This is a genomic window from Amycolatopsis sp. NPDC028719 (genome assembly GCF_055565395.1).
The window spans coordinates 1-23,819 of the sequence record NZ_JBVHUL010000017.1 but is presented as its reverse complement, the minus strand read 5'-3'; the positions used below and the strand labels follow the sequence as shown (position 1 = coordinate 23,819).

The following is a 23,819-nucleotide window of genomic DNA, read 5'->3' as shown; positions in this document are numbered from 1 at the left end:
GTCTCGTGTGCGCGGCGGTGGCCAGTCTCGGGGCACACCTCGAGAAGGGAACTGCCATGCATGACGTAGTGATCGTGGGGGCCGGTCCGGTCGGCCTGTTCGTCGCCGGCGAGCTCGGGCTCGCGGGCTGCTCGGTGCTGGTCCTCGAACGGGAGCCGGAGGCGCACACCCCGTGGCGCAGCTTCCCGCTCGGCATGCGGGGACTATCGGGCGGGTCGGTCGAAGCGTTCTACCGCCGCGGGATGCTGCCGGCCCTGCTGACGGCGTCGGGCGTGCCGGAGACGCCGGTCGCGGACGAGCCGGCACCCCCGCGGACGGTCGGCCACTTCGCCGGGATGATGCTCGACCCGGCCGACGTCGACCTCGACCGGCTGCCCTACCGGCTGCCCAGCCCGGCCTCGGACGGCATCATGACCAGCCTCGAGGCGGTGGAGACGGTGCTGGCCGAGCGGGCCGAAAAGCTCGGCGTCGAGATCCGGCGCGGGGTCGCCGTCACCGCCGTCACCCAGGACGGCGAAACCGTGGCCGCCCGGGCCGGCGAGCAGGAGTACCCGGCCCGCTGGCTCGTCGGCTGCGACGGCGGCCGCAGTGCGGTACGCCGCCTCGCGGGCTTCGACTTCGCCGGGACCGAACCGCAGTTCACCGGCTACCTCGCGCTGGCCACGCTCGCCGATCCGGAGAAACTGCGCCGCGGCTTCGCCCTGACCCCGGCGGGCATGTACCTCACGATGTCCGAGCCCGGCCACTTCGGCATCATGGACTTCGACGGCGGCGCGTACGACCGTTCCCGGCCGCTGACCCGCGAGCACCTCCAGTCGGTGCTGCGCCGTGTCTCCGGCACCGACGTGACGCTCGGCGAGGTGCACCTCGCCTCGACCTTCACCGACCGGGCGATGCAGACGGCCACCTACCGGCGCGGCCGCGTCCTGCTCGCCGGCGACGCCGCGCACATCCACTCCCCGCTCGGTGGGCAGGGGCTCAACCTCGGCCTCGGCGACGCGGTCAACCTGGGCTGGAAGCTCGCGGCGACGGTGCGCGGGCACGCGCCGGAAGGCCTGCTCGACACCTACACCGCCGAACGCCACCCGATCGGCGCGCGGGTGCTCGACTGGTCGCGCGCCCAGGTGGCGACCATGCGGCCGGACCCGCACTCCCGGGCGGTCCAGGCCGTGGTGCGCGACCTGCTGGAGACCCGCGACGGCACCACGTACGTCTTCGAGCGCACCTCGGGCACGTCGCTCCGCTACGAGCTCGGCGGCGAACACCCGCTGGCCGGCCGCAACGCGCCGGACTTCCGCCTGGCCGACGGCACCCGCCTCGGCGAGCTGCTGCGGGACGGCCGCGGCGTCGTTCTCGACTTCACCGCCGACGGGCAGCTGCGCGAGGCGGCGTCGCACCACGGCGACCGGATCCGGTACGCGACCGGCCCGGCACACGACGACCTCGGCCTCGGCGCGGTACTCGTCCGGCCGGACGGCATCGTCGCCTGGGCCGGCGACCGCACTCCGGACGGTGGTGCGTTCGACCGAGCCGTCACCCGGTGGTTCTGAACCGTCGTCGGCGTGCTCGATGGCCAGGCAGCTCACGCCGTCCAGCGGGAGACGTGCAGGTCCCGGTCCGGTGGCGCCGCGGACCGGAGCGAGGCTTCCGCGAGCAAGCCGGCGACGAAGTCCGCCTGGTGGGCGGGCACGGTGAACGGCAGCCGGACCCACCGGTCGGCCGTGCCGTCCACGGTGAAGCGAGGGCCGGGAGTGATCCGGAGACCGAGCTCGAGGGCCGCCGAGGCGATGCGGGTCGCGCTCGGCCGCGGGAGCTCGGCCCACAGCGCCATCCCGGCTTTCGGGGAGGACCACCGCCAGTCCGGCAGCCGGGCGCGCAGGGCCCGCTCGAGGGCGGCGCGGGTCCGGCGCAGGTGGTCACGCCGCTCGGCGAGGATGACCTCGGCGTCCTGCAGGAGCCGGACGGCGACCAGCTGGTCCAGGACCGGGCTGCCGAGGTCGACGGAGGCGCGCTCTTGCGCGAGCCGGGCGAGGAGACCCGGCTCGGCTCGGACCCAGCCGATGCGCAAGCCGGCCCAGAACGCCTTGTTCATCGACCCCAGGGTCACGACGTCCCGGCGCAGGACCGCGGCCGGCGGGGGCGTGGGACCGTCCAGCACCAGGTCGGCGAACGTTTCGTCGACCGCGACGACCGCGCCCCGCAGGCCGGCGAGCACTCGCCGGCGGGAGGCTTCGCCCGCGACCAGGCCCGTGGGGTTCTGACCGTCCGGGGTCAGGTGGGCCAGCGTCGTGCCCGCGGCGGGCCGATCCCAGCCGGCCGCGGTGACCGGCAACGGGACCGGGCGCAGGTGGTGGGCGCGGACGGCGTCGAGGACGGCGGGATAGGTGGGCTGTTCGACCAGCACCGGGGCGCCGGGGCGGCCCAGCGCGCGCAGCAGCAGGTTCCAGCCTTGCAGGACACCGCTGGTCACGAGGACCTGCTCCGCTCGGGTCTCCAGGCCGCGCCCGGTGAGGTGCCGGGCCACCGCGGCTCTCAGCGCGGGCAGGCCGAAGGGGTGGAGACCGTGGCCGGCGAGCTGGGCGGACAGGTCCGCCGCGGCCGCCCGCGCCGCATCGGGCAGCTGACCCGGAGCGGGCAGCGCGGCCACCGTGAGATCCAGGACCTCGACCGGCTCGCCGGCTTGGGCGTCCGGCCGCTGCGCGGTCGTCGCCGGCAGGCTGATCCGGCTGCCCGCGCCGTGGGCGCTGTACAGGTAGCTCTGCTGCCGCAGCACGTTGTACGCGGCGCTCACCGTCGTCCGGTTCACGCCCAGGACCCCGGCCAGAGCGCGCTCCGAGGGCAGCCGCGTGCCGACCGGCAGCCGGCCGTCGAGCGCCAGGCTGCGGACGCCGGCGGAAACCGCGACGTAGACGGGTACGTCGCCGGCGAGCCACGGCTCGATCAGGGACGCCAGCCGCTCGGGGCCCATCCGGCCAACACCTTTCACTTGGCTGTGTTCGAAACCAGCCAAGCTTGCCACAGTGGGGCGCGAAGTCCTTCCGCACATCCGGACCCCAGGAGGTAGCGCCGTGGCGAGTTCCCCGGACGTGGTGCCGTCCCCCGACCGTCGCGAAGTCCTCGAACTCACTCGTGAGCTCCTCCGGATCGACACGGTGAACCCGCCCGGCAACGAACGGGCGGCCGCGGAAGTGGCTCTCGCCTACGGGAAGCGGTTCGGCCTGGACGGCGACCTGGTGCCCCTCGGCGACGGCCGGGCCAACCTGCGCCTGGTGCTCCCGGGGGCCGGCGCACGAGCTCCGCTGATGTACTGCGGGCACTTCGACACCGTGCCGCTGGGCACCGCGGCGTGGACCCGGCCGCCCCACGCGGCGGAGGTGGACGAAGACGGCGTGCTGTGGGGACGCGGGGCCGTCGACATGAAAGGCGGGGTCGCGGCCATGCTCGTCGGCATGGCCACCCTCGCCCGCGCCGAGGTGCTGCTGCCCGGCGACGTCCATTTCCTGGGCACCGTGGGCGAAGAGGTCGACTGCGCCGGCGCCCGCGCCGCTCTGGACGCCGGTGCGCTCGACGGCGTGGCGAACCTCGTCATCGCCGAGCCGACGGACCTCGAACTGGTGGTCGCCCACAAGGGCGCGCTGTTCCTGGAGTTCACCACCTACGGCCGGGCCGCCCACGGCGCCATGCCCGAGCAGGGCGTCAACGCCATCACCCACATGACTCGCCTGCTGGACCGGCTGGGTACCCTCGCCACCGAGCTCCCGGCGCATCCCCTGCTCGGCGGCGCCACGCTCAACGTCGGCACCATCGAAGGGGGTTCGGTCGTGAACATCGTGCCGGACCGGTGCACCGCCCGCGTGGACGTGCGCACGGTGCCCGGCATCGACCACCCGGCCCTGGTGGCTCGCCTCGAGGGGCTGCTCGACGAACTCGCCGGCACCCACACCGGCTTCCGGGCGCGCTTGACGGTCACCGGTGACTACCCCGCCGTCGGCACGGCTCTCGACCAGCCCCTCGTGCGGGCCGCCACGCGCGTGCTCGGCACGGTGCTGGGGCGGTCCCCCGAACCCCGTGGCGTCAGCTACTTCTCCGACGGATCCATCCTGCAGCCCGCCACCGGCCTTCCTACGCTCCTGTGCGGCCCGGGCGACCCGAACCTCGCACACCAGACCGATGAACGCGTCGACGTGTCCGCGCTGGAGCGGGCCGCCGAAATCTTCACCAGGCTGCCGGTGGTCCTGACGTGAAGACGGTGGACACGGGAGTTCTCGCGGTGGGCTACCTGGAGGACGGTCCGGACGACGGATGGCCCGTCATCCTGGCGCACGGGTTCCCGTTCGACGTGCACGCCTACGACGAGGTCGTCCCGGTGCTGACCGCCCGGGGTGCCCGGGTCGTCCGCCCTTGGCTGCGCGGGTTCGGTCCGACCCGCTTCCTGACCGCGGCCACCCCGCGCAGCGGGCAGCAGGCCGCGCTCGGCTCGGACCTCGTCGCGCTGCTGGATGCCCTGCACCTGGACACCGCCATCCTCGCCGGATACGACTGGGGCGGCCTGGCTTCCTGTGTCGCCACCGCCTTGTGGCCCGAGCGCGTGGCCGGGCTGGTTTCGTTGGCCGGCTACGACATCATCGACATCGAGAGCCAGCAGCGCGCGCACGATCCCGCCCTGGAGCACGCCGTCTGGTACCAGCACCTGTTCCAGACCGAGCGGGGACGCCACTGCCTCGCCGACCACCGCCGGGAGCTGTGCCGCACGCTGTGGCGGCAATGGTCCCCGCACTGGCGGTTCGACGACGCGACCTTCGAACGAACCGCCGCGTCGTTCGACAACCCGGACTTCGTCGACGTCGTGATTCACGCCTACCGCCACAGTTTCGGCCTCGAGGCCGGCGACCCCGCTTATGCGGAGCTGGAAGAGCGGCTTGCGCACCGTCCGGAAATCACGGTGCCGGCGGTGACCCTCGACGGAGCGAGCGACACGCTGAAACCCGGTGGCACGGCCGACCACGCCGGCATGTTCACCGCCCGCCACGAGCACCGGGTGATCGACGCGGGCCACAACCTTCCCCAGGAGGCCCCCACCGCTTTCGCCGATGCCGTGCTGACGGTCGGGCGATGGGTGACGACCTCACCATGACGATCCCGAAGACCTGCCTGCTCACTTGCACGCCGGGCGCGGCCGTCCGGTTGCCCGGCACACCTGTGCTTTTTCTTGCAGCACCGGCACTCTTCGGCGGCTCTACGCTCGGCTGATGGAGTCTGAAAGACACCGGATCGCCTGGCGGGTCGTGGTGGCGGTCGCGGTGCTGGTGTTCCTGTTCTTCGGCACGGGCACGACCTCCTTGCTGCTCAACCGGACCTACGTCTTCGAGGGCGGTGATTTCCTCGTCGCGGCCGCCATCTTGACCGGATCCCTCGGCCTCGCCGTTTTCGCCGCGTATCGCCTGGGAGCCCCGGACCGCCGGCTGCGCGCCGAGGTGCCGGACTACGGCGCCTGGCTGCCCGCCCGCGACGCCACCAACGGCGAGGGCCGCATCGACCTCGACGCGCAAACCGCCGGCCTGCGCCGGATCGCCCGCCACGCGGCGGCGCTGGTGCTGGCCTGGACCATGCTGATCACGCTCGGGCTCGCCGGTGTCGTCGCGGCCTACCAGGGCGCCGCCGGCCTCCTCGCCACCGGAATCCGCGTCGAGGGTGTGGTGCTCGCGGTTCACCAGCCGAGCAGGGGCACGTCGTCGTTCTGGGTGCGCTACCACTCGCCGGGAAAGTCCTGGACCGAGGAGATCGTCCGCGACTCCGCTCGCGTGTACTACGTCGGCGACGCGGTGACGGTCGTCTACGACCGGCAACACCCGGAGCACGTCCGCACCACCGAGGAGCCGAACGAGAACCAGATCCTCGTCGGCTTCAGCGTGATCCCGCTGCTGTTCGGCTTCGCCGGGCTGCCGTTCGCGGCCAAGGCGGCGGTGGGCTGGCGCCGCCGCGCCCGCGCGGTCGCCCACACCGGCTGGCGCATCGCGACGGTGACCGTCGTACCCGGATTCCGGGCCCGCAGCCACAACCCGGAGATCCTGGTCCGCTACCGCGACGGCAGCGAGATCGTGCTGCGGACCGCGATGTCGGCGCACGGCGCCGGCTACCTGGTCGGCGAGAAGGATCGACGAGCATGGATCGGCGGCTGGGGACGGCGGATGGCGGTCCTGTTCCCGTACGGCCCGGGCAAGCCCCGCCCGCACGCCGTGCCCGCGTACGCGGAGGAGCCGCGCGTCGGCTGATCCGCCGGTGAGGCGGCGCCGACGCCCGATTCCTTTGCGCGGTGGCCGGGATCTACCTGATCGGAGACGCGGCCCGCGCGATGGGCCGGTCCCGATCACCGACCCCGGAAAGCAAGGCTGATCGTCCATGACCATTCCCTCGACCATGCGCGCGCTGCAGCAGACTTCCCTCGACGGCCCGCAGGACATGCGCCTGATCACCGGCGCACCGGTGCGGAGCCCCGGCCCGGACGAGGTCCTGATCCGGGTCACCGCCGCCGGCGTCAACTTCGCCGACGTCTCGAAGGCCCACGGCACGTTCCTGGACGGTCCGCGGCCGCCTTATCTGGCCGGTTTCGAGGCTGCCGGTCAGGTCGTCGCGACGGGCGACGCGGCAACGGGCCCGACGCTGGGGGCTCGTGTCGTCGGCATCGGGAACGCCGCGTTCGCCGAGTACATGGTGCTGCCGGCGACCGCGGCGATGCCCGTGCCTCCTGGCTGGACGGAGCAGCAGGCGCTGGGCTTGGTCGTGAACTGGCCGACCGCGCTGGCCGCGCTGAAGCCGTTGGGTGACGTCACCGCGGGGCAGGCCGTGCTGGTCCACGCCGCGGCGGGCGCGACCGGCCAGGCCGCGGTCACGGTGGCCAAGCACTACGGTGCGACGGTCATCGCGACCGCCTCGCCGGGCAAGCACCAGACGGTGCTGGCATCGGGCGCCGACCACGTCCTGGACGCCCGCGGTGGCGATCTCGTCGCCGAGGTGCTGCGGCTGACCGGTGGCGCCGGCGCCGACGTCGTGCTGGAGTCGGCGGGCGGCGCCACTTTCGAGGCGAGCCTGGCCGCGGCCAAGCGGGTCACCGGCCGGGTGGTCGTCTTCGGCCTGGCGGGCGGCGAAGCCGCGATCACCAACTGGGACCTGGTCTACCAGCACCAGGTCCACGTCATCGGATTCAACCTCGGCGTGTTGATCAGCGCCGCGCCACGGATTTTCGGCGACGTCATGGGCGAGCTGTCCTCGCTCGTCGCCACCGGTGTGGTGACCCCCGGCCGGCCCACCGCCTACGACTTGGCCGACGGCCCGAAAGCGCTCGCAGAGCTGGAATCCAGGGCCACCGTCGGCAAACTGGCGTTGCTGCCTTGAAACACTTCCGGTACCGGGTCATTAGGCTCCCGGAGTGACATCGCACGCGCGGACGGCACCGGATGAGGACCGGTTCACCGCCGAGACCGAACGGTTCCGCCGCGAGCTGCTGGCGCACTGCTACCGCATGGTCGGCTCGGCGCACGACGCCGAGGATCTGGTGCAGGAGACCTATCTGCGGGCGTGGCGGTCCTACTCCGGGTTCGAGGGCCGGGCGTCGATCCGGTCCTGGCTCTACAAGATCGCCACCAACGTCTGCCTGCGGGCGGTGGAACCACGGCGGATCAGGATGCTGCCCTCGGGCCTGACCGGCCCGTACGACGGACCCGACCGGCCACCGAGTCCCGTCGCGCCCGGCGACGTCGCGTGGCTGGAACCGATGCCGGACGCCTGGATCGCCCCGCCCGCCGACGATCCGGCCGCCGTCGTGGTCGCGCACGAGTCGCTGCGGCTCGCGCTCATCGCCGGCCTGCAGCACCTGCCCGCCCGCCAGCGCGCGATCCTCATCCTGCGCGAAGTGCTGGCGTTCTCCGCGGCCGAGACCGCGGAGGTCCTCGGGACGACCGTCGCGGCGGTGAAGAGCGGTCTGCAGCGCGCCCGGGTCCGGCTGGACGAGGTGGAGCCGGAGCCCGCGGAGGTGCTCGAACCGACCGACCGGCGGGCGCGTGCCCTGCTCGAGGGCTACATCGCGGCCTTCGAGCACTCCGATGCCGGTCTGCTGGAACAGGTGCTGCGCGCCGACGCCACGCTGGAGGCGACGCCGTTCCGCGACTGGCAGTCGGGCCGGGCGATGTGCCTCCACGTGCTCGACGCGTTCGTGCTCGGCACACCGGGCGACTGGCGGATGATCCCCACCACGGCCAACGGCCACCCCGCCGCCGTCGTGTACCACCGAGACTCGGACGGCGCACTGCGAGCCGACGGCGTCGTGGTGCTGGCCGCCACGGCGACCGGCGTCCGGCACGTGATCAAGTTCCACGATCCCGCACTGGTCGCGATGTTCGGCTTCCCGGACGTGCTCGCGCACTGAGGCCATTCAGTCCGCGGGCTCGAGGGCCGCTCGAAGGATCGCTCGCGCGGAACCGGCCAGTACTTCGACGGCGCGTTCGCGGTCGAGCCCGCCGATGTCGGTGAGCCACACCAGCGACTCGATGCCCGTCGCGGATCGGATCGCGACGGCGGTTTCGCGGATGCCGACGTGCGGGTGCGACTCGGCCAGCGGCGCCAGCGCCTCCTCGATCCAGCGGATCGCCCGGCCGCCACGCAGGATCGGCTGAGCCGCTCCCGGCTCGAGGGACAACCGCAGCTGTGCCCGCAGTTGCGGCTCCCAGCGCACCACGAAATCGAGGAACGACCGCATGACCAGATCGAGGCGCGCCTCCACGTCGGCCGGCGCATCGGCCGGCAGCAACCCGACGCCGTCCTCGATTTCCGGATAGGCGGCGAGCAGCAGGGCGCGCTGGTTCGGGAAGTAGCGGTACGCCGTGGTCCGCGAGATGCCCGCGATGGCGGCGGCGTCCTCGACGGCCGGAGACTCCCCCGCCGCGAGCAACTCGTGCGCGGCCGCCACCAGCGCGGCCCGGGTCCGGCCCTTCTGCCGCCGGCGGCCGGTGGACTCATATGGCACCTCCATGCCATCATGGTACTTCAGTGCCACAAGGAGGCAGCCATGGCCGATCCCACGGACACGAACCCCGAGCTGTATCGAGTCGCCTTCGAGAACGAACGGGTCCGGGTGCTCGAGTACCTCGACGGGCCAGGCGATCGGACCGCACCGCACCACCACCCGGACAGCGTCATGGTCACCCTCGGCGCTTTCCGGCGCCGCATCCACGCCGGCGACCAGGAAGTGAGCGTCGACCTGCCGGCAGGCGCCGTCCGGTGGCTCGGCGAACAGGAACATTCAGGCGAGAACGTGGGTGACACCCCGACGCATTCGGTGTTCATCGAGCTGAAGGAGCCTCGTCCCGACGGCTTCGCCCCGGCCACCGCATTGGGGCCCGCTGAACCCTGAGATGCACCTTCGCGGCCGGCGCAGCTCCGGTGCCCGCCGAAGGGAACCCCGACGGCCGCCGCTCAGCGTCCGGGAAGGTTGCCGAGCGCCTGGGACCGGGCGGCCAGGAGTTCGGCGTAGGTGTCGTCGCGCTCGGCCCAGCGCAGCGCCTTGGCCCGTTCGACGACGATCTCGTCCGGGGTCGGGGTCTGGGTGAGGAGCCCGACGACCTCGTCGAGGAAGCCCTCCAGCGGCAGGGCGCGGGGGTTGAGCTTCTCCTGGCCCGCGTTGGCGACGGCCGGCGGGACGAGCTCGGTGACACCGATCCCGGTGCCTGCGAGGTGGGCGCGGAGCGACTCGGTGTAGGAGTGCACGGCGGCCTTCGAGGCGCCGTAGGTGGCCATGAGCGGGAACGGCAGGAATCCGATGCCGGAGGAGACGGTGATGATGTCGCCGGCGCCGCGGCCGATCAGGTGCGGGGTGAACGAGCCGATCACCCGGATGGTGCCCAGGAGGTTGACCGCGATGGTGGTCTCCGCCCGGGCGAGGTGGCCGGGGTCACGGAGGTCCTCGGTGAGCATGACGCCCGACATCGTCACGACGAGGTCGAGGTCGGGGTGCTTCGCGAGGACCTCGTCGCGGGCGGCGAGGACGGAGGCCGGGTCGGTGACGTCGACCCGGACCGTCTCGAGGCCCTCGACCTGGTCGGTGTGCCGTCCGCCGACGACGACGGTGCTGCCGGCGTCGACGAACCGCCGGGCGAGGCCGCGGCCGATTCCGGTGGTGCCACCGACGATCAGTGCGGTGCGTCCGCTGATGTCCATTCCTGCTTCTCTTTCTCTTCGGAATCCGGCCCGGTGACCGGCACACCACCAGGTTCGACCGGCGCGTTCGCCGCAGGAAGGCCCCCTCGATCCGGGTAGTGACAGGGCACCTTTCGGCGGCGGATCCGTCGCTAATGTGGAAGTCGTGGATGCGGACGACGAGAACCGGCTTGGCGAGTACCTGAGCGCACGACGCGCGTTGGTCACGCCTCACCAAGCCGGCATCCCGGCCGGTTCCGGTCGCCGCGTGCCAGGTCTGCGCAGGGAAGAGGTCGCACTGCTGGCGGGCATCAGCGCCGACTACTATTTCCGGCTCGAGCGCGGACGGGACAAGAACCCGTCCGCCCAGGTCCTGGAATCCCTGGCTCGCGTCCTCCGATTGGATGACGTCGAGACGGAATACCTGCTCAGCCTGGGAGGCCCTCGTCCCCGGGGCCGGCGGACCCGGCGCTCCGGCCGAGTGCCGGCGAGGCTGCACCATCTCCTCGCAGCGCTCGACATCCCCGCGTTCATCGAGAACCGGTACTTCGACGTCGTCGCCTCGAATCCCCTCGCCGTCGCGTTCAGCCCGAGGCTCGCGCCCGGCCACAACCGGCTGCGGTCGCTGATGCTCGATCCCGAGGAGCGCGAGTTCCACGACGATTGGGACAGCGCCGTCGACGAGTTCATCGCTTCCTTCCGCCGCTCCCTCGGCGACGACACCGCCGACCCGCGCGCGATCGAGCTCGTGGGTGAGCTCTCGCTTGCCAGCGCGCGATTTCGGTCGCTCTGGGCGCGACACGACATCCGGCAGCCGGCAGGAGGAACGACATCGGTCACCCATCCGGTCGTCGGTCCGATGCGCCTGCACCGCGAAAAGCTCCCGGTCGACGAGCTGATCCTCGTCATCTACTACCCCGACGAACACAGTGACAGCGCGGAGAAGGTCGCGTTGCTCGCCTCGTTGGCATCCGCGGCGCCGAACGGGCCGGCGGACCGCTCGTTCGGGGGTACTGGCGTTACCTCGTAGGCGGCCGGAACGGCACCTACCCCGAGGGCTGCGGCGTAGAGAGGTCGCGCGCTGGCCGGGGTCTCGATCGACTACTACGTGCGCATGGAGCGCGGCAACCTCGCCGGCACACCCGAGAGCGTGTTCGACGCGCCGGCCCGGGCCCTGCAGCTCGACGGGGCCGAGCGCGAGCACCTGTTCACCCTCGCCCGCAACGCCGAAGCGCCCACCGGCGGCGCCGGACCCCGCCGGCCACTGTGCGGCCCGGCGTCCAGCAGGTGCTCGACGCCATCTCCGACGCGCCGGCCTGGGTGCACACCGGGTCGTGGCTCAGGCCAGGTCCGCCATGTCCAGCACGAAGCGGTAGCGGACATCGTTGTGCCGCAGACGATCGAAGGCTTCGTTCACCCGCGCCGACGGAAGCACTTCGACATCGGCGGTGACGCCGTGCTCGGCGCAGAACGCCAGCATGGCGGCCGTGGCGGGCGCGCCACCGCTGCCGCCCGAGGTGAGCTTCTTGCGCCCCACCAGCAAGTCCATGGTCTGCACGGTGACCGGCCCGAGGTGGCCGACCTGGCTGAGCGTGCCGTCCATGGCCACCAGCCCCAGGTACGGACCGAGGTCGTGGGGCGCTGAGATGGTGTCGACGACGACGTCGAAGCGGTCCCGGGCGGCGGCCAGCTGCGCCGGATCGGTGGACACCACGACGTCATCGGCGCCGAGCTTGCGGGCGTCTTCGGCTTTGCCCGCCGAGCGGCTGATGACGGTCGTTTCCGCGCCGAGCGCCACAGCGAGCTTGACCGCGATGTGCCCGAGCCCGCCCAGCCCGGCGACCCCGACCCGCGTGCCCGGCCCGACGCCGAGGCTGCGCAGCGGCTCCCACACGGTGATCCCGGCACAGAGCAGCGGCGCCGCGGCGGCCGGGTCGATCCCGGCGGGCAGGGGGTAGGCGAAGCGATCGCGGACGACGTACTCCCGGGTGTACGCCCCCAAGGTCGTCGAGCCGTCGCGGCGGTCGGTGCCGCCATAGGTCAAGGTGGGGAACTCGCGGCAGAAGTTCTCCTGCCCGGCTGCGCACATGACGCACACGCCGCACGAATCGACGATGTTGCCCACGGCGACCTGGTCGCCCGCGGCGAACCGCGTGACCGCGGACCCGGCTTCGGTCACGACTCCCGTGAACTCGTGACCAGGCACGAGGAGGCCGCCGGAATGCGCGTCGACGGAGTGGACGTCGGTGTGGCAGACACCGCAGTAATCGACCCGGACCGCGATGTCGTCCGGACGCAGGTCCCGCCGCTCGAGAGGCACTCGCCGCAACTCCCCGGCTCCGCCGTCCACTCCCCAGCCCACCGTCTCCCGCATGACCACTCCCATCCAAACAGACTGTTCGGTCTATTTCACCGTAGGCACAGTCCTGCCGAAAAGCAAACCGACTGTTCTGTTGCTAGGCTCGCCCGATGACCGACCTGCCCCTGACCGCCCGCGGCACGGCGACCCGAGACCGCATCCTCGAGGCGGCGACGCGGGAGTTCGCGGAGCACGGGATCGCGGGTGCCCGCATCGAGCGGATCGTGAGCGCCGCCCGCACCAACAAGGCACAGCTCTACGCCTACTTCGGCAGCAAGGACGGCCTGTTCGACGCGATCTTCTTCGCCTCGCTGGAACGGATCGTGAACGTCGTCCCGATCGACGCCACCGACCTCGCGGACTGGGCCGTGCGCCTCTACGACGAGTACCTGCGCCGCCCCGACCTGATCCGCCTGGCCACCTGGGCCCGCCTGGAACGGCGCCCAGCCGGCCACCTCGTCGCCGACGCCGACCGGCTCGACGACCGCAAGCTCCGGGCGATCGCCGAGGCACAGGCCGCCGGGCTCGTGCGGCCGGGCGACCCGTTCGACGTGATGGCGGTGGTCATCGCGATGTCGATGGCGTGGTCACCGGTCAGCAACGTCTACGCGGCCACCGCGGACGAGCCGCCGGACCGGCACGACGGACGCCGCGCCCTGCTGCGGGAGACCGTCCGCCGCGCGGTGATGACGGGCTGAGGTTCCGCCACGGGCCCTCAGGACTTGTTGGCCTCGGCTCCCAGCACGTCGAGAAAGGCGAGAGCCTCGGCGTCGGGCGATCCCGGCGGCGCGCTGTAGAGCACGAGGTGCTGGTCGCGGTCGGTGAGCGCGAGTGAGTCGCAGTCGACGGTGATCTCCCCGGCGACCGGGTGGCGGAAGGTCTTGGTGAGCACCGGCGCAGCCTGCACGTCGTGCTGTTCCCAGAGCCGGGCGAACTCGCTGCTGGCGTCCCGCAGCTCCGCGACGAGGCCCGTCACCGCGGGATCGGCCGGGTAGCGGGCGAGGGTGGCGCGAAGCTCCATGACGACGTGGTGCCGGAACTCCGCGGCGTCGGAGATTCCGTACAGCGGATCGGCTTGCTCCGCGCCGAGGAAGGCTCGGCGGGCGAGGTTGCGGTCCTGCGGGGCGAGCGCGGCGAAGTCCTCCATGAGCGCAGCGGCGAGGGTGTTCCAGGCGAGCACCTCGAACGCGGCGGAGGTCACGAAAGCGGCCGTCTGCGGCAGCCGCTCGAGGAGCGCGAGGATGCTCGGGCGGACGTCGCGCCGATGCAGTCCGGTACGACTCGGCGCAGTGCCCGCGAGGACGTGCAGATGATCGGACTCGGCGTCGGTGAGCCGCAGCGCGCCGGCGATCCCGGCGAGGACCTCGCCCGACGGCCGGGGCGCCCGGCCCTGCTCGAGCCGGACGTAGTACTCCGTGGAGATGTGCGCGAGGACCGCCACCTCCTCGCGGCGAAGGCCTGGTGTCCGGCGTCGCGGCCCGGCGGGGAGGCCGACGTCCTGCGGCCGCAGCCGCTCGCGACGGCTGCGAAGGAACGCCCCGAGCTCCTGCTTGTCCATACCCCCAGTCTGCACACCGCGCGGCGGCGGACCCTGGTACCGCTTGTGCCTGTATCCGGTCCGGAGACCGGCACAGGCTGTGGTCATGACGAACCACAGCGACAGCACCCCCATCGGCCTGCTCACCGGCAAGATCGTGTTCATCACCGGCGCCAGCCGCGGCATCGGGGCGGCCGCGGCCCGGCTCTTCGCCTCCGAGGGCGCCGCCGTCGTGCTCGCCGCGCGCAGCACCGACGCCCTCCAGCGGATCGTCGCCGGGATCCGCGCCGACGGCGGCGTCGCCGACGCCGTGACGGTGGACCTCGCCGACCGGGCGAGCATCCGCGCGGCGGTCGACCGCGTCGAGCAGCTGCACGGACGGCTCGACGGCGCGTTCAACAACGGCGCGGCGATCCAGCGACCCGGCCCGCTCGACACCACCAGCGACGACGACGTCGAAGAGCAGTTCGCGGTGAACTTCCGGGCACACTGGACCGCCATGACGGCCGAGGCCGCGCTCATGCGCCGGGGCGGCGGCGGGGCGATCGTCAACACGTCGAGCATCGGCAGCCGCCGCGCGAACCCCGCCCTCCCCGCGTACGGCGCGATGAAGCGCGCGCTCAACAGCATCACCGAGACCGCTGCCGTGACCTGGGGCCGCGAGGGCATCCGCGTGAACGGCATCACCCCCGGTGGCACCGGCACGGAGATGATCGACGCGTGGGAGGCGGCGACCCCGGGCGTCATCGAGCGCATCAACGCGTCGACCCCGCTCGGCCGGATGGCTGAGCCCCGCGAGGTCGCCGAGGTGGCGGCGTGGCTGCTCAGCGACCGTGCCTCGATGGTGACCGGCGCGATCGTGCCGGTGGACGGGGGCGCCGGCGCCTGAAACACGGCCCGACGGTGACCCGCTGCCGATCAAGCTCGGCTTCGGCGCCGACCGTCAACGCCAGTCGGGGGCCCCGGAAGCGGGCGCCAGAAGGGTCTCGATCTTCGCCTGGACCTCCCGCATGATCGCCACGATGCGGGCTTCGTGGTCCACGGTAAGCCTGGCCAGCGGGACCGAGCAGCTGATCGCGTCGATCGCGGGGCTGTCGTAGCGCAACGCGAACCCGAAGCCCGCTATCCCCGGCACCGTTTCCTCGTGTTCGGTCGAGTATCCGCGCTCGCGCACCTGCTCCAGGTCGGCCAGCAGCGACGCGCGGTCGGTGTGGGTGTGCTCGGTCAGCGCGGCGAACGGTTCGGCCGGGAGCGGGAGTCCGTCGTCGGGACGTTCGGCGAGCAGTGCTTTGCCGAGGGCGCCGGCGTGGGCCGGGACCCGGCGGCCGACGCGGTTTATCGTGCGCACGTATTCGTGGGATTCGCGGGTCGCGAGGTAGACGACGTTCGGGCTGTCGAACCGGGCCAGGTGGATCGTCTCGCCGAGTGCGTCCGAAGCCTCGTCCAGGTACGGGCGGATCACGCGCACGCGCCGGTCGGTGTCGAGGTAGCTCGTGCCCGTGAGCAGCGCCCGGATCCCGATCCCGTAGAGGGAGCCGGTGACGTCCGTGCGCACCCAGCGGCAGTCGACGAGGGTCTGCAACAGCTGGTACATGCTGCTGCGCGGCACGTCCAGCTCGGCGGCGAGCTCGTCCAGGCGGGCCGGGCGATCGCCTCGCGCCGCCAGCAGCTCCAGCAGCGCGACGGTCCGGGCCGCCGACTTCACGCCACGCACTCCCCTGGCCTGGCCTTCCGCACCCTCCGACATGCCCTCATCGTAGATCGCGCTCGGAACGGCCATTGACCCTAAGCGTTCACCCGCCTATCCTCCATCTGCATACGTAGATGTCGTTTGCATATGAGGATGTGTTCATGTACTTGAACGCCGAACACGCACCCGAGGCCGTGGCCAAGCGGCTGCGCGACGGTATGGCCGGCGGGGTTCTTTCCTTTCCTCTCACCAGTTTCCGGGACAACGGCGACCTCGACCCGGACGCGTACCGGACGTACCTGGCCACGCAGTCCGCCGCCGGGCCCGGCGCCGTGTTCCCGGCCTGCGGGACGGGCGAGTTCGGCGCGCTGGACGAGGACGAGTACCGCACCGTCGTCACGAGCGCGGTCGAAGTGGCCGACGGCCGGATGCCGGTGGTCGCGGGCGTCGGCTACGGCTGGGCCCAAGCGCGGCGGTTCGCCCGGATCGCCGAGGAGGCCGGGGCGGACGCCCTGCTGGTGCTTCCCCACTACCTGGTCACCGCGCCGGAGGACGGGCTGGTGGAGCAGCTGCGCCGGGTCGCCGACGGCACCCGCCTTCCGCTGATCGCCTACCAGCGCGACCAGGTCTCCTTCACCGCCGCCGGCCTGCGCCGGATCGCGGAGATCCCCGCCGTGATCGGCCTCAAGGACGGGCGCAGCGACCTCGACCGGCTCCAGCGCCTCACCCTCGCCGCACCGGAGGGCTTCCTGTTCTTCAACGGCGCGGCCACCGCCGAAATCCAGGCCCGCGCCTACGCCACCGTCGGCGTCGCGGCTTATTCCTCGGCCGTGCACGCCTTCGCGCCGGAAATCGCGCACGCCTTCTTCACCGCACTGACCGCACGCGACGACGACGCCGTCGACCAGCTGCTGCGGGAGTTCTACGTGCCCCTGGTGGAACTGCGCGATCGAGTGCCCGGCTACGCCGTCTCGCTGGTCAAGGCGGCCGCCCGGCTGCGCGGCCTGCCCGTCGGCCCGGTCCGCGCCCCGCTCACCGACCCGGGCCCGGGCGACCTCGCCGACCTGGCGAAAGTGCTCGACACCGGCTTGGACCTCGTCGGCGCCGCACGCCGGCTCGCCTGACCAAACCCGCCCTCAGCTCGACCCACAGTTCAAAGGGGAACTGCCATGCCGCTCATCGTGGTCGGGATCAGCGTGCTGATCCTGCTCCTGCTGATGACCAAGCTGAAGCTGAACGGTTTCGCCGCGCTGCTGCTCGTCGCCGTGGCGGTCGCCATCGTCCAGGGGATCCCGCTGGTCAAGATCCCCGATGTCCTCTCCGAAGGCATCGGGGACCAGATCGGCGACACGATGCTCACCATCGGCCTCGGCGCCATGGTCGGCCGGGTCATGGGCGATTCCGGTGCCGCACAACGGATCGCCGGAAGACTCCTCGACGCCTTCGGCCCGCGATGGGTCCAGGTCGCCATGGTCGTCACGTCCATGCTCATCGGCGTGACCATGTTCTACGAGGTCGCCTTCGTCATCATCGTGCCCATCGCGTTCACCCTCGTCCGCGTCACCGGCAAGAAACTGCTGTGGGTGGGGCTGCCGATGTCCATCGCCCTGTCCACCATGCACAGCTTCCTGCCGCCCCACCCCGGGCCGACCGCCGTCGCCGCGACCTTCCACGCTTCGGTGGGGTTGACGCTGTTCTACGGTCTGTTCATCGCCGTCCCGGCCGGCGCGCTCATCGCCCTGGTGTGGCCGCGGCTGCCGTTCGTCAAGCGGATGGACCCCGCCGTCCCGACGGGCCTGGTCGGCGAGCGTGAGTTCACCGACGAGGAAATGCCCGGCCTGGGCTGGTCCCTGGGCGTGGCACTGTTCCCCGTGGTGCTGATCGCCGGCGCCGCGGTGACCGAGCTGGCCGTGCCCGGCGACAGCCACTTCCTGCACCTGATCGCCTTCATCGGCTCCGCCCCGATCGCGCTCCTGCTCACCCTGCTCCTGGCGATCTGGGTGTTCGGCCCGCGCATCGGCCGGAGCCTGGAAGAGGTCGGCGGCTCGTGCGCGTCGGCGGCCAAGGCGATGGCGATGATCCTGCTGGTCATCGGCGCCGGCGGCGCGTTCAAGAACGTACTCGTCGAAGGCGGGATTTCCGACTACATCAAGGATGTCACGCACAGCTGGCCCGTCTCGCCGCTCATCCTCGCGTGGCTCATCGCGGTCATCCTGCGTGTGGCGCTCGGCTCCGCCACGGTCGCCGTCGTCACCGCGTCCGGCGTGGTGCTGCCGCTGGTGGCGGGCAGCGGGATCCACCCCGAGATGATGGTGCTGGCCGTCTCCTGCGGCTCGATCGCCTTCTCCCACGTCAACGACCCTGGCTTCTGGCTGTTCAAGGAATACTTCAACCTCTCGGTCGTCGAAGCGATCAAGGTCCGGACCGGCTACACCACCGTCCTCGCTGTCCTCGGCCTCGGCGGCGTCCTCGCCGTCGAGGGCATTCTCAACGCCCTCAACATCTGAACACCCGGCACAGAAGGACATCCATGAGCGTCAAGCAGCCGATCGTCACCGCGTTCTCCGTCTACCCGGTCGCCGGCCGGGACTGCATGGAGCTGAACCTCTCCGGCGCCCACGGCCCCTACTTCACCCGCAACATCGTCGTCCTCGAAGACTCCGAAGGGCGCACGGGCCTGGGCGAGGTACCGGGCGGCGAGCAGATCACCCGGACGCTGCGTGACGCCGAGTCCCTCGTCGTCGGCGCGAAGGTGGGCGACTACAAACGCGTATTGCGGGAGATCGGCGACCGGTTCGCCGACCGCGACACCGGCGGCCGGGGCGCCCAGACCTTCGACCTGCGCACCACCGTGCACGCGGTGACCGCCGTCGAAGCGGCGCTGCTGGACCTGCTGGGCCAGCACCTCGACGTGCCGGTCGCGGCCCTGCTCGGTGACGGGCAGCAACGCGGCTCCGTCCGCGTCCTCGGCTATCTCTTCTACGTCGGCGACTCCGCCCGCACGGACCTCGACTACGTCGGCGAACCCGGCGCGGCTGTGGACTGGTACCGCATCCGGCACGAGGAAGCCCTGACGCCCGACGCGATCGTCCGTCAGGCCGAAGCGGCCTACGACCGGTACGGCTTCCGCGACTTCAAGCTCAAAGGCGGTGTCCTCGAAGGCACCGAAGAGGTCAAGGCCGTGCTGGCGCTCAAGGAGCGCTTCCCCGACGCCCGGATCACGCTGGACCCGAACGGCGCCTGGTCCCTGCGGGAGGCGATCGAGCTGTGCCGGCCCCTGGTGGGCACCCTCGCCTACGCCGAAGACCCGTGCGGCGCCGAGGGCGGCTACTCCGGACGCGAGATCCTCGCCGAGTTCCGGCGCGCGACCGGCCTGCCCACCGCGACGAACATGATCGCCACCGACTGGCGGCAGCTGACCCACGCGCTCGCCCTGCAGTCGGTCTCCATTCCCCTGGCCGACCCGCACTTCTGGACCATGCAGGGCTCGGTGCGCGTGGCACAGCTGTGCCACGCGATGGGCCTGACCTGGGGCTGCCACTCCAACAACCACTTCGACATCTCGCTGGCGATGGTCACCCACTGCGGCGCCGCGGCGCCGGGTGAGTACAACGCCCTGGACACGCACTGGATCTGGCAGGAAGGCCGCGAGCGGCTCACCACCGCCCCTCCCCGCATCATCGGCGGCGAGATCGCCGTTCCCGACTCCCCCGGCCTGGGCATCCAGCTCGACCGGGACCGGCTGCTCGCGGCCCACGAGCTCTACCAAGAGAAGGCATTGGGCGCTCGCGACGACACCATCGCCATGCGCTACCTCGTTCCCGGCTGGGAATTCGACGGCAAACGTCCCTGCCTGGTGCGCTAGGCCGGGGTGTCCACCGGCCCGGCCGCGACGAAATCGAGGACCGCGTCAGTCCGCTTCGGATGTCAGGATGGGCGACGTCAGCCCGACGACGACCAACGGAGAACCCCGATGAGCCGACACGTCCAGATCACGTTCGACGCCCACGACCCCCGAGCGCTTTCGGCGTTCTGGCGCGAGGTGCTGGACTACGTCCACCCGGCACCGCCCGGCGTCGAGCTGCCCGAGGGCGCCGACCCCTTCGCCGCCTGGGACGAGTTCCTCGAGCGGGTCGGCGTGCCGGAAGACCAGCGCAACAGCAGCTCCGCCGTCGAAGACCCCGACGGTCAGGGCCCGCGCCTGTTCTTCCAGCAGGTGCCGGAGGACAAAACCGCGAAGAACCGAGTCCACCTCGACGTCAGGAGCGCACCGGGCCTGCAGGGCGAGGAGCGGATGGCGGCGCTCGAAGCGGAGTGCCGGCGGCTGGTCGCCCTCGGGGCGACCCGGGTACGCCGCTTCGAGCCCGAACCTCCGCTCAGCGCCGGGTTCATCGTGATGACCGACCCCGAAGGCAACGAGTTCTGCCTGGATTGACGGCAAAGCACAGGTAGCCCGGCCACGGTCGGCGCGCCGCGGCGCGTCGGCTTGCCGCAGTCACCACCTCGTCCACAAAGGACGAATCACAGCAAGCCCTGGCCGCCGGCGTTGGCGATGAGCGGGCACCGGATCTCGAAGAGCCGCATCGCGTCGCCAGCCTCCTCAGCCACTGGGCGGTGCAACAACGGACCATCGTGATCCTGCGCGCAGCGCGAACGTCGCGGACGGGGGTCCGGCGTGGTTGGATGACAACCGGTTGAGCCGACAGCCTCCGGCGAACGCGCCGGTCCACCCCGCCCGGCGCCGCCGGTTCCCTGGAGGTTTGCCCGTGTCCTCGCCCGACGTGCCGGTTCCACCGGAAGACCCACCACCTCCGAGCGGCTTCACCGACGACGAAGCAACCGCGGCCGAACTCAGCACCGCCGAACAACCCCTGGGCGCGAGCGGAAAACCCCTCAACCGGCGCTCGCCATTCCTGATCGGCATGACAGCCGCCGCCGGTGTCGCGGTCACCTACGGGCTCGTCCGGGTCATCGTCGGTCTCCAGGACGTCCTCGTCCTCATCGGCCTCGCCCTGTTCCTCGCCATCGGGCTCGAACCCGCGGTGGCGTGGCTGACCCGGCACCGCTTTCCCCGCTGGCTCGCCGTGACGACCGTGTTCGTCGCCGGGCTGCTTGCCGTCGGCGGTTTCCTCACCGCCGCCATCCCCGTCGTGGTCGAGCAGGCGAGCCAGTTCATCGCCAAGGCACCCGCCTACCTGCGCGAAGCCCAGGACCACAGCACGCTCCTGGGCCGGCTCAACGAGCGGTTCCACCTCCAGCAACAGGTCGAAGGCCTGGTCGGCGGATCCGCCTTGGGCAGCGGCCTGCTCGGTGCGGGCCAAGCCGTGTTCAGCGCGCTGACCAACGTGCTCATCCTGGTGGTGCTGACCGTGTACTTCGTCGGGGACCTGCCCCGGATCCGCGCCGGCGCCTACCGCCTGCTCCCGCGCTCACGCCGGCCCCGGGCCATCCTCCTCGGAGATCAGATCTTCACCAAGGTCGGCGGCTACGTCCTGGGCAACCTGGCGATCTCGGTCATCGCGGGCGTGCTCACCCTGCTCTGGCTGCTGATCTTCGACGTCCCCTACCCCGCCCTGCTCGCCATCACCGTCGCCATCCTCGACCTCGTCCCGGTCGTCGGCTCGGTCGTCGGCGGCGTACTGGTCAGTCTCGTCGCCCTGACGGTGTCGCTGCCCGTCTGCCTGGGCACGATCGGTTTCTTCGTCGTCTACCGGCTCCTCGAGGACTACCTCCTGGTCCCCCGGATCATCGGAGGCGCGGTGAAGATCCCGGCACTGGTGACGGTCGTCGCGGTGATCGTCGGCGGCGCGCTGCTCGGCGTCATCGGCGCGCTCGTCGCCATCCCGGTCGCCGCCGCCCTCCTGCTGCTCCTGCGCGAGGTGCTCCATCCTCGCCTCGACCGCACCTGACCCCGAAGTAAAAGCAATTCCCGCGACTTCCGATTCGCCATCGGTGATCGGCAAGAATGGATCCGGCCGGATTGTCGCTCACCGGGAACACCCCCACCCCGGGGGCCTGGGGTATCCCTCACCCGGACCAAAGAGCAGGTTGACGGTTGCAACCCTGGACCCCGGTGCCGCAACAAATCCGCGATCGCCCAAGCGGACGGCGAACCCGGGGTCCTTTCGCGTGGATCAGATCACGCACCGTCTACGAATTTTCTCACCGCCGGCGCACCGCGCCGGCGGATCATTCCCAGCATTTCCAGGAAAAGAAATCGTCATGCGACGTATCCGCACCATCGTCCGGGTCCTGTTCGGGGCCACCATCGCGACCGGAAGCCTGGTCGCTCTGGCCCCGGCCGCGCCGGCCATCACCATTCCGGTGGCCTGCAGCGAAAACGCTCTGGTCGCGGCGGTGAACCTGGCCAACTCCACCCCCACCTCCGACACCCTCGTCCTGGCGGGTGGCTGCACCTACGGCATCACCGCCCACGGCGGCGCGGCGAACGCGCTGCCGGTGATCACGACACCGATCGAGATGGTCGGCCCCGCGACCGTCACCAACGCCTCGCTGCTCGGCCTGGGGATGTCCCGCATCGCCGAGGTCGGCCCGACCGGCAGTGTCCGGCAACAGCACGCTGCTCGGCGACGGCGGCGCCATCTGCAACGGCCTCCGAGGCTCGCTGACGGTCACCGGCGTTTCCGGCAGCCCCCCTGTTCATCACCGGCAACAATGCGGGCCGGGGCGGCGGAATCTCCGCCGTCGGCTCCACCGCGACGACCCTCACCACCAACAACCACGCACTGCTGCTCCTGGGCTCCGCCGGCGGCGTCTACCGCCAAGGCGGCACCATGACCACGACCAACTCACCCATCACCCCCAACACCCCGAACAACTGCGTCGGCAGCGTCCCCGCAGTCCCCGACTGCACCGGCTGATCCTGGCCGCGGGGCGCGGCATCCGGCTGCCGAAGCATTTCGCACGCCGGCGGCCGACCAGCTTCGGCCGCCCTGCACCGGTGAACGTGCTTGTTCGGGCCAACTTCCTTTCCCTGCGACCGCAGTCCGGTCGTCGCGTAGCCCGCTGCTCGCCATCCTCGGGCCGGAACCCGCCGACGGTCTCGCGGAGCCGGACGGCGGGCCCTCCCCGTCCGGCTCTCTCCTGACCTGAAGCCGGCGCCGGTCGGCCAGCCCCGCCCCGCCTTCGGGCACCTGGGCGGACCTGCGCAATGCTTCGAGGACGAGGTGGTAGCGGCTCATCCGGTTGAACACGACCAGGGTCCGCGCGGCCGTGCAGCAGCTAGTGCACGGCCCGGGGATAGCCGTGGAAGGCGAACACGACGTCGGCGGTCGCGGTGAACAGCCGCTCGAACTTCCGCTCGCCGCCGGATTCCCGGGTACTGGCGCGGTAGACGTCGCGCAGCAGCTCACCGAACGGGCCGGTGTTGCCGCGCCATGGCCGCGCAGGGGCGTGGCTTTGGCCGCATATCGGCACGCGGCGCCGGGGCCGCGTGCCGATTCGGAGGTTCAGTCGCCGGCGGGGAGTTCGGTGGTGCGGCGCTGAGCTTCGTGGAGCTGGTCTTCGAGGGTGATGATGCGGCAGGCGGCGTCGATGGCGGTGCCGTGGTCGACCAGTTCCCGCACCCGGGCAGCCAGGCGCAGCTGGTGCCGGGAGTAGCGGCGGTGCCCGCCGGCGGAACGTTGCGGGGTGATCAGGCCGGCCTCGTCGAGGCTGCGCAGGAAGCCTTGGGTGGTGCCGAGCATGTCGGCGGCCCGGCCCATCGTGTAGGCGGGGTATTGCTCGTCGTCGAACTTGTCGGCCGCACGGGGCGTGGCCGGGCCTTGTTGGTCAGGGATCATTCCACCTCCACGTCGCAGAGGACCCCGGGCGCCACTCCGGCGCCCGGGGTCCTCGAGGGTAGGGATTTTCACCATTGTCAACCGGCGCGACCGCCGGCGTCCTGCACCCGCGTCCGGCCGAAAACCGGATTCCGCGGGGATCGCTTACTCGTGACCGAGCACCACCTCCGAACTCGATGGGACTGCGGCACCCGCGCGGCAAAGACCAACCGCTGCGGGCGATCCAATGATGCTCCCGTTCCC

General features: G+C 71.6%; 25 protein-coding genes and 1 pseudogene. 18 read left to right on the top strand and 8 right to left on the bottom strand.

The window, feature by feature from the left end:
- Positions 1-56: 56 nt before the first annotated feature.
- Positions 57-1,550 carry an FAD-dependent monooxygenase gene (locus ACZ4TR_RS46745; RefSeq protein ID WP_465295319.1) on the top strand — a complete coding sequence of 498 codons (1,494 nt, stop codon included), beginning with the start codon at positions 57-59 and terminating at the stop codon, positions 1,548-1,550.
- 32 nt (positions 1,551-1,582) lie between these two features.
- Here ACZ4TR_RS46745 and yczR read toward each other — a convergent pair whose 3' ends face one another.
- The gene (gene yczR / locus ACZ4TR_RS46740) at positions 1,583-2,968 is read right to left on the bottom strand and encodes a MocR-like transcription factor YczR (RefSeq protein ID WP_465295317.1); all 1,386 of its coding nucleotides are present in this window, start codon (positions 2,966-2,968) and stop codon (positions 1,583-1,585) included.
- 100 nt (positions 2,969-3,068) lie between these two features.
- Here yczR and ACZ4TR_RS46735 point away from each other — a divergent pair, with 100 nt between their 5' ends.
- The 6 genes from ACZ4TR_RS46735 to ACZ4TR_RS46710 all read left to right on the top strand — a co-directional run bounded on the left by ACZ4TR_RS46735 (position 3,069) and on the right by ACZ4TR_RS46710 (position 8,422).
- Positions 3,069-4,244, top strand: a complete 1,176-nt coding sequence (locus ACZ4TR_RS46735) for a M20 family metallopeptidase (RefSeq protein WP_465295315.1) — start codon at positions 3,069-3,071, stop codon at positions 4,242-4,244.
- On the top strand, positions 4,241-5,134 hold the full coding sequence (locus ACZ4TR_RS46730; protein ID WP_465295313.1) for an alpha/beta fold hydrolase: 894 nt from the start codon (positions 4,241-4,243) through the stop codon (positions 5,132-5,134). The genes ACZ4TR_RS46735 and ACZ4TR_RS46730 overlap by 4 nt, the downstream gene beginning before the upstream one ends.
- Positions 5,113-5,250 (top strand): hypothetical protein, encoded by a 138-nt coding sequence (locus tag ACZ4TR_RS46725; protein ID WP_465295311.1) that lies wholly within the window; start codon positions 5,113-5,115, stop codon positions 5,248-5,250. Before ACZ4TR_RS46730 ends, ACZ4TR_RS46725 begins: the two co-directional genes overlap by 22 nt.
- On the top strand, positions 5,250-6,272 hold the full coding sequence (locus tag ACZ4TR_RS46720) for a DUF3592 domain-containing protein (protein WP_465295309.1): 1,023 nt from the start codon (positions 5,250-5,252) through the stop codon (positions 6,270-6,272). The genes ACZ4TR_RS46725 and ACZ4TR_RS46720 overlap by 1 nt, the downstream gene beginning before the upstream one ends.
- A gap of 127 nt (positions 6,273-6,399) precedes the next feature.
- Positions 6,400-7,392, top strand: a complete 993-nt coding sequence (locus tag ACZ4TR_RS46715) for a zinc-binding dehydrogenase (protein ID WP_465295308.1) — start codon at positions 6,400-6,402, stop codon at positions 7,390-7,392.
- Positions 7,393-7,426: 34 nt separating this feature from the next.
- Positions 7,427-8,422 carry an RNA polymerase subunit sigma-70 gene (locus tag ACZ4TR_RS46710; RefSeq protein ID WP_465295306.1) on the top strand — a complete coding sequence of 332 codons (996 nt, stop codon included), beginning with the start codon at positions 7,427-7,429 and terminating at the stop codon, positions 8,420-8,422.
- A 6-nt stretch (positions 8,423-8,428) separates the two neighbouring features.
- Here ACZ4TR_RS46710 and ACZ4TR_RS46705 read toward each other — a convergent pair whose 3' ends face one another.
- Entirely contained in the window at positions 8,429-9,025 is a 597-nt protein-coding gene (locus ACZ4TR_RS46705; RefSeq protein WP_465295304.1) for a TetR/AcrR family transcriptional regulator, read from the bottom strand.
- Between the two features lie 36 nt (positions 9,026-9,061).
- Here ACZ4TR_RS46705 and ACZ4TR_RS46700 point away from each other — a divergent pair, with 36 nt between their 5' ends.
- Entirely contained in the window at positions 9,062-9,406 is a 345-nt protein-coding gene (locus ACZ4TR_RS46700) for a cupin domain-containing protein (RefSeq protein WP_465295302.1), read from the top strand.
- 62 nt (positions 9,407-9,468) lie between these two features.
- Here ACZ4TR_RS46700 and ACZ4TR_RS46695 read toward each other — a convergent pair whose 3' ends face one another.
- Positions 9,469-10,209 carry an SDR family oxidoreductase gene (locus ACZ4TR_RS46695; protein WP_465295300.1) on the bottom strand — a complete coding sequence of 247 codons (741 nt, stop codon included), beginning with the start codon at positions 10,207-10,209 and terminating at the stop codon, positions 9,469-9,471.
- A 145-nt stretch (positions 10,210-10,354) separates the two neighbouring features.
- Between ACZ4TR_RS46695 and ACZ4TR_RS46690 the strand changes: the two genes are divergently transcribed.
- Both ACZ4TR_RS46690 and ACZ4TR_RS46685 read left to right on the top strand, forming a co-directional pair.
- The gene (locus ACZ4TR_RS46690; protein ID WP_465295298.1) at positions 10,355-11,218 is read left to right on the top strand and encodes a helix-turn-helix domain-containing protein; all 864 of its coding nucleotides are present in this window, start codon (positions 10,355-10,357) and stop codon (positions 11,216-11,218) included.
- A gap of 22 nt (positions 11,219-11,240) precedes the next feature.
- A pseudogene (locus ACZ4TR_RS46685) lies at positions 11,241-11,526 on the top strand (helix-turn-helix domain-containing protein); the annotation flags it as partial.
- A gap of 1 nt (position 11,527) precedes the next feature.
- Here ACZ4TR_RS46685 and ACZ4TR_RS46680 read toward each other — a convergent pair.
- Positions 11,528-12,562: an NAD(P)-dependent alcohol dehydrogenase gene (locus tag ACZ4TR_RS46680; protein ID WP_465295296.1), complete on the bottom strand. Its 1,035-nt coding sequence runs from the start codon at positions 12,560-12,562 to the stop codon at positions 11,528-11,530.
- 95 nt (positions 12,563-12,657) lie between these two features.
- On the opposite strand from ACZ4TR_RS46680, the gene ACZ4TR_RS46675 reads away from it, so the two are divergent.
- Entirely contained in the window at positions 12,658-13,245 is a 588-nt protein-coding gene (locus tag ACZ4TR_RS46675; RefSeq protein ID WP_465295294.1) for a TetR/AcrR family transcriptional regulator, read from the top strand.
- A gap of 17 nt (positions 13,246-13,262) precedes the next feature.
- Here the strand turns inward: ACZ4TR_RS46675 and ACZ4TR_RS46670 are convergent, their stop codons facing one another.
- The gene (locus tag ACZ4TR_RS46670) at positions 13,263-14,105 is read right to left on the bottom strand and encodes a helix-turn-helix transcriptional regulator (RefSeq protein ID WP_465295293.1); all 843 of its coding nucleotides are present in this window, start codon (positions 14,103-14,105) and stop codon (positions 13,263-13,265) included.
- Between the two features lie 85 nt (positions 14,106-14,190).
- Between ACZ4TR_RS46670 and ACZ4TR_RS46665 the strand changes: the two genes are divergently transcribed.
- On the top strand, positions 14,191-14,973 hold the full coding sequence (locus ACZ4TR_RS46665; RefSeq protein ID WP_465295291.1) for an SDR family NAD(P)-dependent oxidoreductase: 783 nt from the start codon (positions 14,191-14,193) through the stop codon (positions 14,971-14,973).
- Between the two features lie 54 nt (positions 14,974-15,027).
- On the opposite strand, the gene ACZ4TR_RS46660 is transcribed toward ACZ4TR_RS46665, so the two are convergent.
- Complete coding sequence (locus ACZ4TR_RS46660) at positions 15,028-15,831, bottom strand: IclR family transcriptional regulator (protein ID WP_465295289.1); 804 nt, start codon at positions 15,829-15,831, stop codon at positions 15,028-15,030.
- Positions 15,832-15,935: 104 nt separating this feature from the next.
- Here ACZ4TR_RS46660 and ACZ4TR_RS46655 point away from each other — a divergent pair, with 104 nt between their 5' ends.
- The 6 genes from ACZ4TR_RS46655 (at position 15,936) to ACZ4TR_RS46630 (ending at position 22,572) form a co-directional block, all read left to right on the top strand.
- A complete protein-coding gene (locus ACZ4TR_RS46655; protein ID WP_465295287.1) occupies positions 15,936-16,898 on the top strand; it encodes a 5-dehydro-4-deoxyglucarate dehydratase in 963 nt (320 codons plus the stop codon).
- 45 nt (positions 16,899-16,943) lie between these two features.
- The gene (locus tag ACZ4TR_RS46650) at positions 16,944-18,281 is read left to right on the top strand and encodes a gluconate:H+ symporter (protein WP_465295285.1); all 1,338 of its coding nucleotides are present in this window, start codon (positions 16,944-16,946) and stop codon (positions 18,279-18,281) included.
- Positions 18,282-18,304: 23 nt separating this feature from the next.
- Positions 18,305-19,639: an enolase C-terminal domain-like protein gene (locus ACZ4TR_RS46645; protein WP_465295283.1), complete on the top strand. Its 1,335-nt coding sequence runs from the start codon at positions 18,305-18,307 to the stop codon at positions 19,637-19,639.
- Positions 19,640-19,747: 108 nt separating this feature from the next.
- A complete protein-coding gene (locus ACZ4TR_RS46640; protein WP_465295281.1) occupies positions 19,748-20,209 on the top strand; it encodes a VOC family protein in 462 nt (153 codons plus the stop codon).
- 331 nt (positions 20,210-20,540) lie between these two features.
- Positions 20,541-21,683, top strand: coding sequence for an AI-2E family transporter (locus ACZ4TR_RS46635; protein WP_465295279.1), 1,143 nt, complete (start codon positions 20,541-20,543; stop codon positions 21,681-21,683).
- A gap of 313 nt (positions 21,684-21,996) precedes the next feature.
- Entirely contained in the window at positions 21,997-22,572 is a 576-nt protein-coding gene (locus ACZ4TR_RS46630) for a hypothetical protein (protein ID WP_465295277.1), read from the top strand.
- Between the two features lie 444 nt (positions 22,573-23,016).
- On the opposite strand, the gene ACZ4TR_RS46625 is transcribed toward ACZ4TR_RS46630, so the two are convergent.
- On the bottom strand, positions 23,017-23,211 hold the full coding sequence (locus ACZ4TR_RS46625; RefSeq protein WP_465295275.1) for a phosphoketolase family protein: 195 nt from the start codon (positions 23,209-23,211) through the stop codon (positions 23,017-23,019).
- Between the two features lie 32 nt (positions 23,212-23,243).
- The gene (locus tag ACZ4TR_RS46620; RefSeq protein WP_364515945.1) at positions 23,244-23,576 is read right to left on the bottom strand and encodes a helix-turn-helix domain-containing protein; all 333 of its coding nucleotides are present in this window, start codon (positions 23,574-23,576) and stop codon (positions 23,244-23,246) included.
- Between the last annotated feature and the right edge of the window lie 243 nt (positions 23,577-23,819).

Coding starts and splice junctions, on each gene's coding strand:
- ACZ4TR_RS46670 (WP_465295293.1), bottom strand. CDS start 14,105: ATGGACAAGCAGGAGCTCGGGGCGTTCCTTCGCAGCCGTCGCGAGCGG.
- ACZ4TR_RS46665 (WP_465295291.1), top strand. CDS start 14,191: ATGACGAACCACAGCGACAGCACCCCCATCGGCCTGCTCACCGGCAAG.
- ACZ4TR_RS46720 (WP_465295309.1), top strand. CDS start 5,250: ATGGAGTCTGAAAGACACCGGATCGCCTGGCGGGTCGTGGTGGCGGTC.
- ACZ4TR_RS46700 (WP_465295302.1), top strand. CDS start 9,062: ATGGCCGATCCCACGGACACGAACCCCGAGCTGTATCGAGTCGCCTTC.
- ACZ4TR_RS46680 (WP_465295296.1), bottom strand. CDS start 12,562: ATGCGGGAGACGGTGGGCTGGGGAGTGGACGGCGGAGCCGGGGAGTTG.
- ACZ4TR_RS46725 (WP_465295311.1), top strand. CDS start 5,113: ATGGGTGACGACCTCACCATGACGATCCCGAAGACCTGCCTGCTCACT.
- yczR (WP_465295317.1), bottom strand. CDS start 2,968: ATGGGCCCCGAGCGGCTGGCGTCCCTGATCGAGCCGTGGCTCGCCGGC.
- ACZ4TR_RS46715 (WP_465295308.1), top strand. CDS start 6,400: ATGACCATTCCCTCGACCATGCGCGCGCTGCAGCAGACTTCCCTCGAC.
- ACZ4TR_RS46745 (WP_465295319.1), top strand. CDS start 57: ATGCATGACGTAGTGATCGTGGGGGCCGGTCCGGTCGGCCTGTTCGTC.
- ACZ4TR_RS46650 (WP_465295285.1), top strand. CDS start 16,944: ATGCCGCTCATCGTGGTCGGGATCAGCGTGCTGATCCTGCTCCTGCTG.
- ACZ4TR_RS46620 (WP_364515945.1), bottom strand. CDS start 23,576: ATGATCCCTGACCAACAAGGCCCGGCCACGCCCCGTGCGGCCGACAAG.
- ACZ4TR_RS46695 (WP_465295300.1), bottom strand. CDS start 10,209: ATGGACATCAGCGGACGCACCGCACTGATCGTCGGTGGCACCACCGGA.
- ACZ4TR_RS46645 (WP_465295283.1), top strand. CDS start 18,305: ATGAGCGTCAAGCAGCCGATCGTCACCGCGTTCTCCGTCTACCCGGTC.
- ACZ4TR_RS46705 (WP_465295304.1), bottom strand. CDS start 9,025: ATGGAGGTGCCATATGAGTCCACCGGCCGCCGGCGGCAGAAGGGCCGG.
- ACZ4TR_RS46630 (WP_465295277.1), top strand. CDS start 21,997: ATGCGACGTATCCGCACCATCGTCCGGGTCCTGTTCGGGGCCACCATC.
- ACZ4TR_RS46640 (WP_465295281.1), top strand. CDS start 19,748: ATGAGCCGACACGTCCAGATCACGTTCGACGCCCACGACCCCCGAGCG.
- ACZ4TR_RS46660 (WP_465295289.1), bottom strand. CDS start 15,831: ATGTCGGAGGGTGCGGAAGGCCAGGCCAGGGGAGTGCGTGGCGTGAAG.
- ACZ4TR_RS46655 (WP_465295287.1), top strand. CDS start 15,936: ATGTACTTGAACGCCGAACACGCACCCGAGGCCGTGGCCAAGCGGCTG.
- ACZ4TR_RS46675 (WP_465295294.1), top strand. CDS start 12,658: ATGACCGACCTGCCCCTGACCGCCCGCGGCACGGCGACCCGAGACCGC.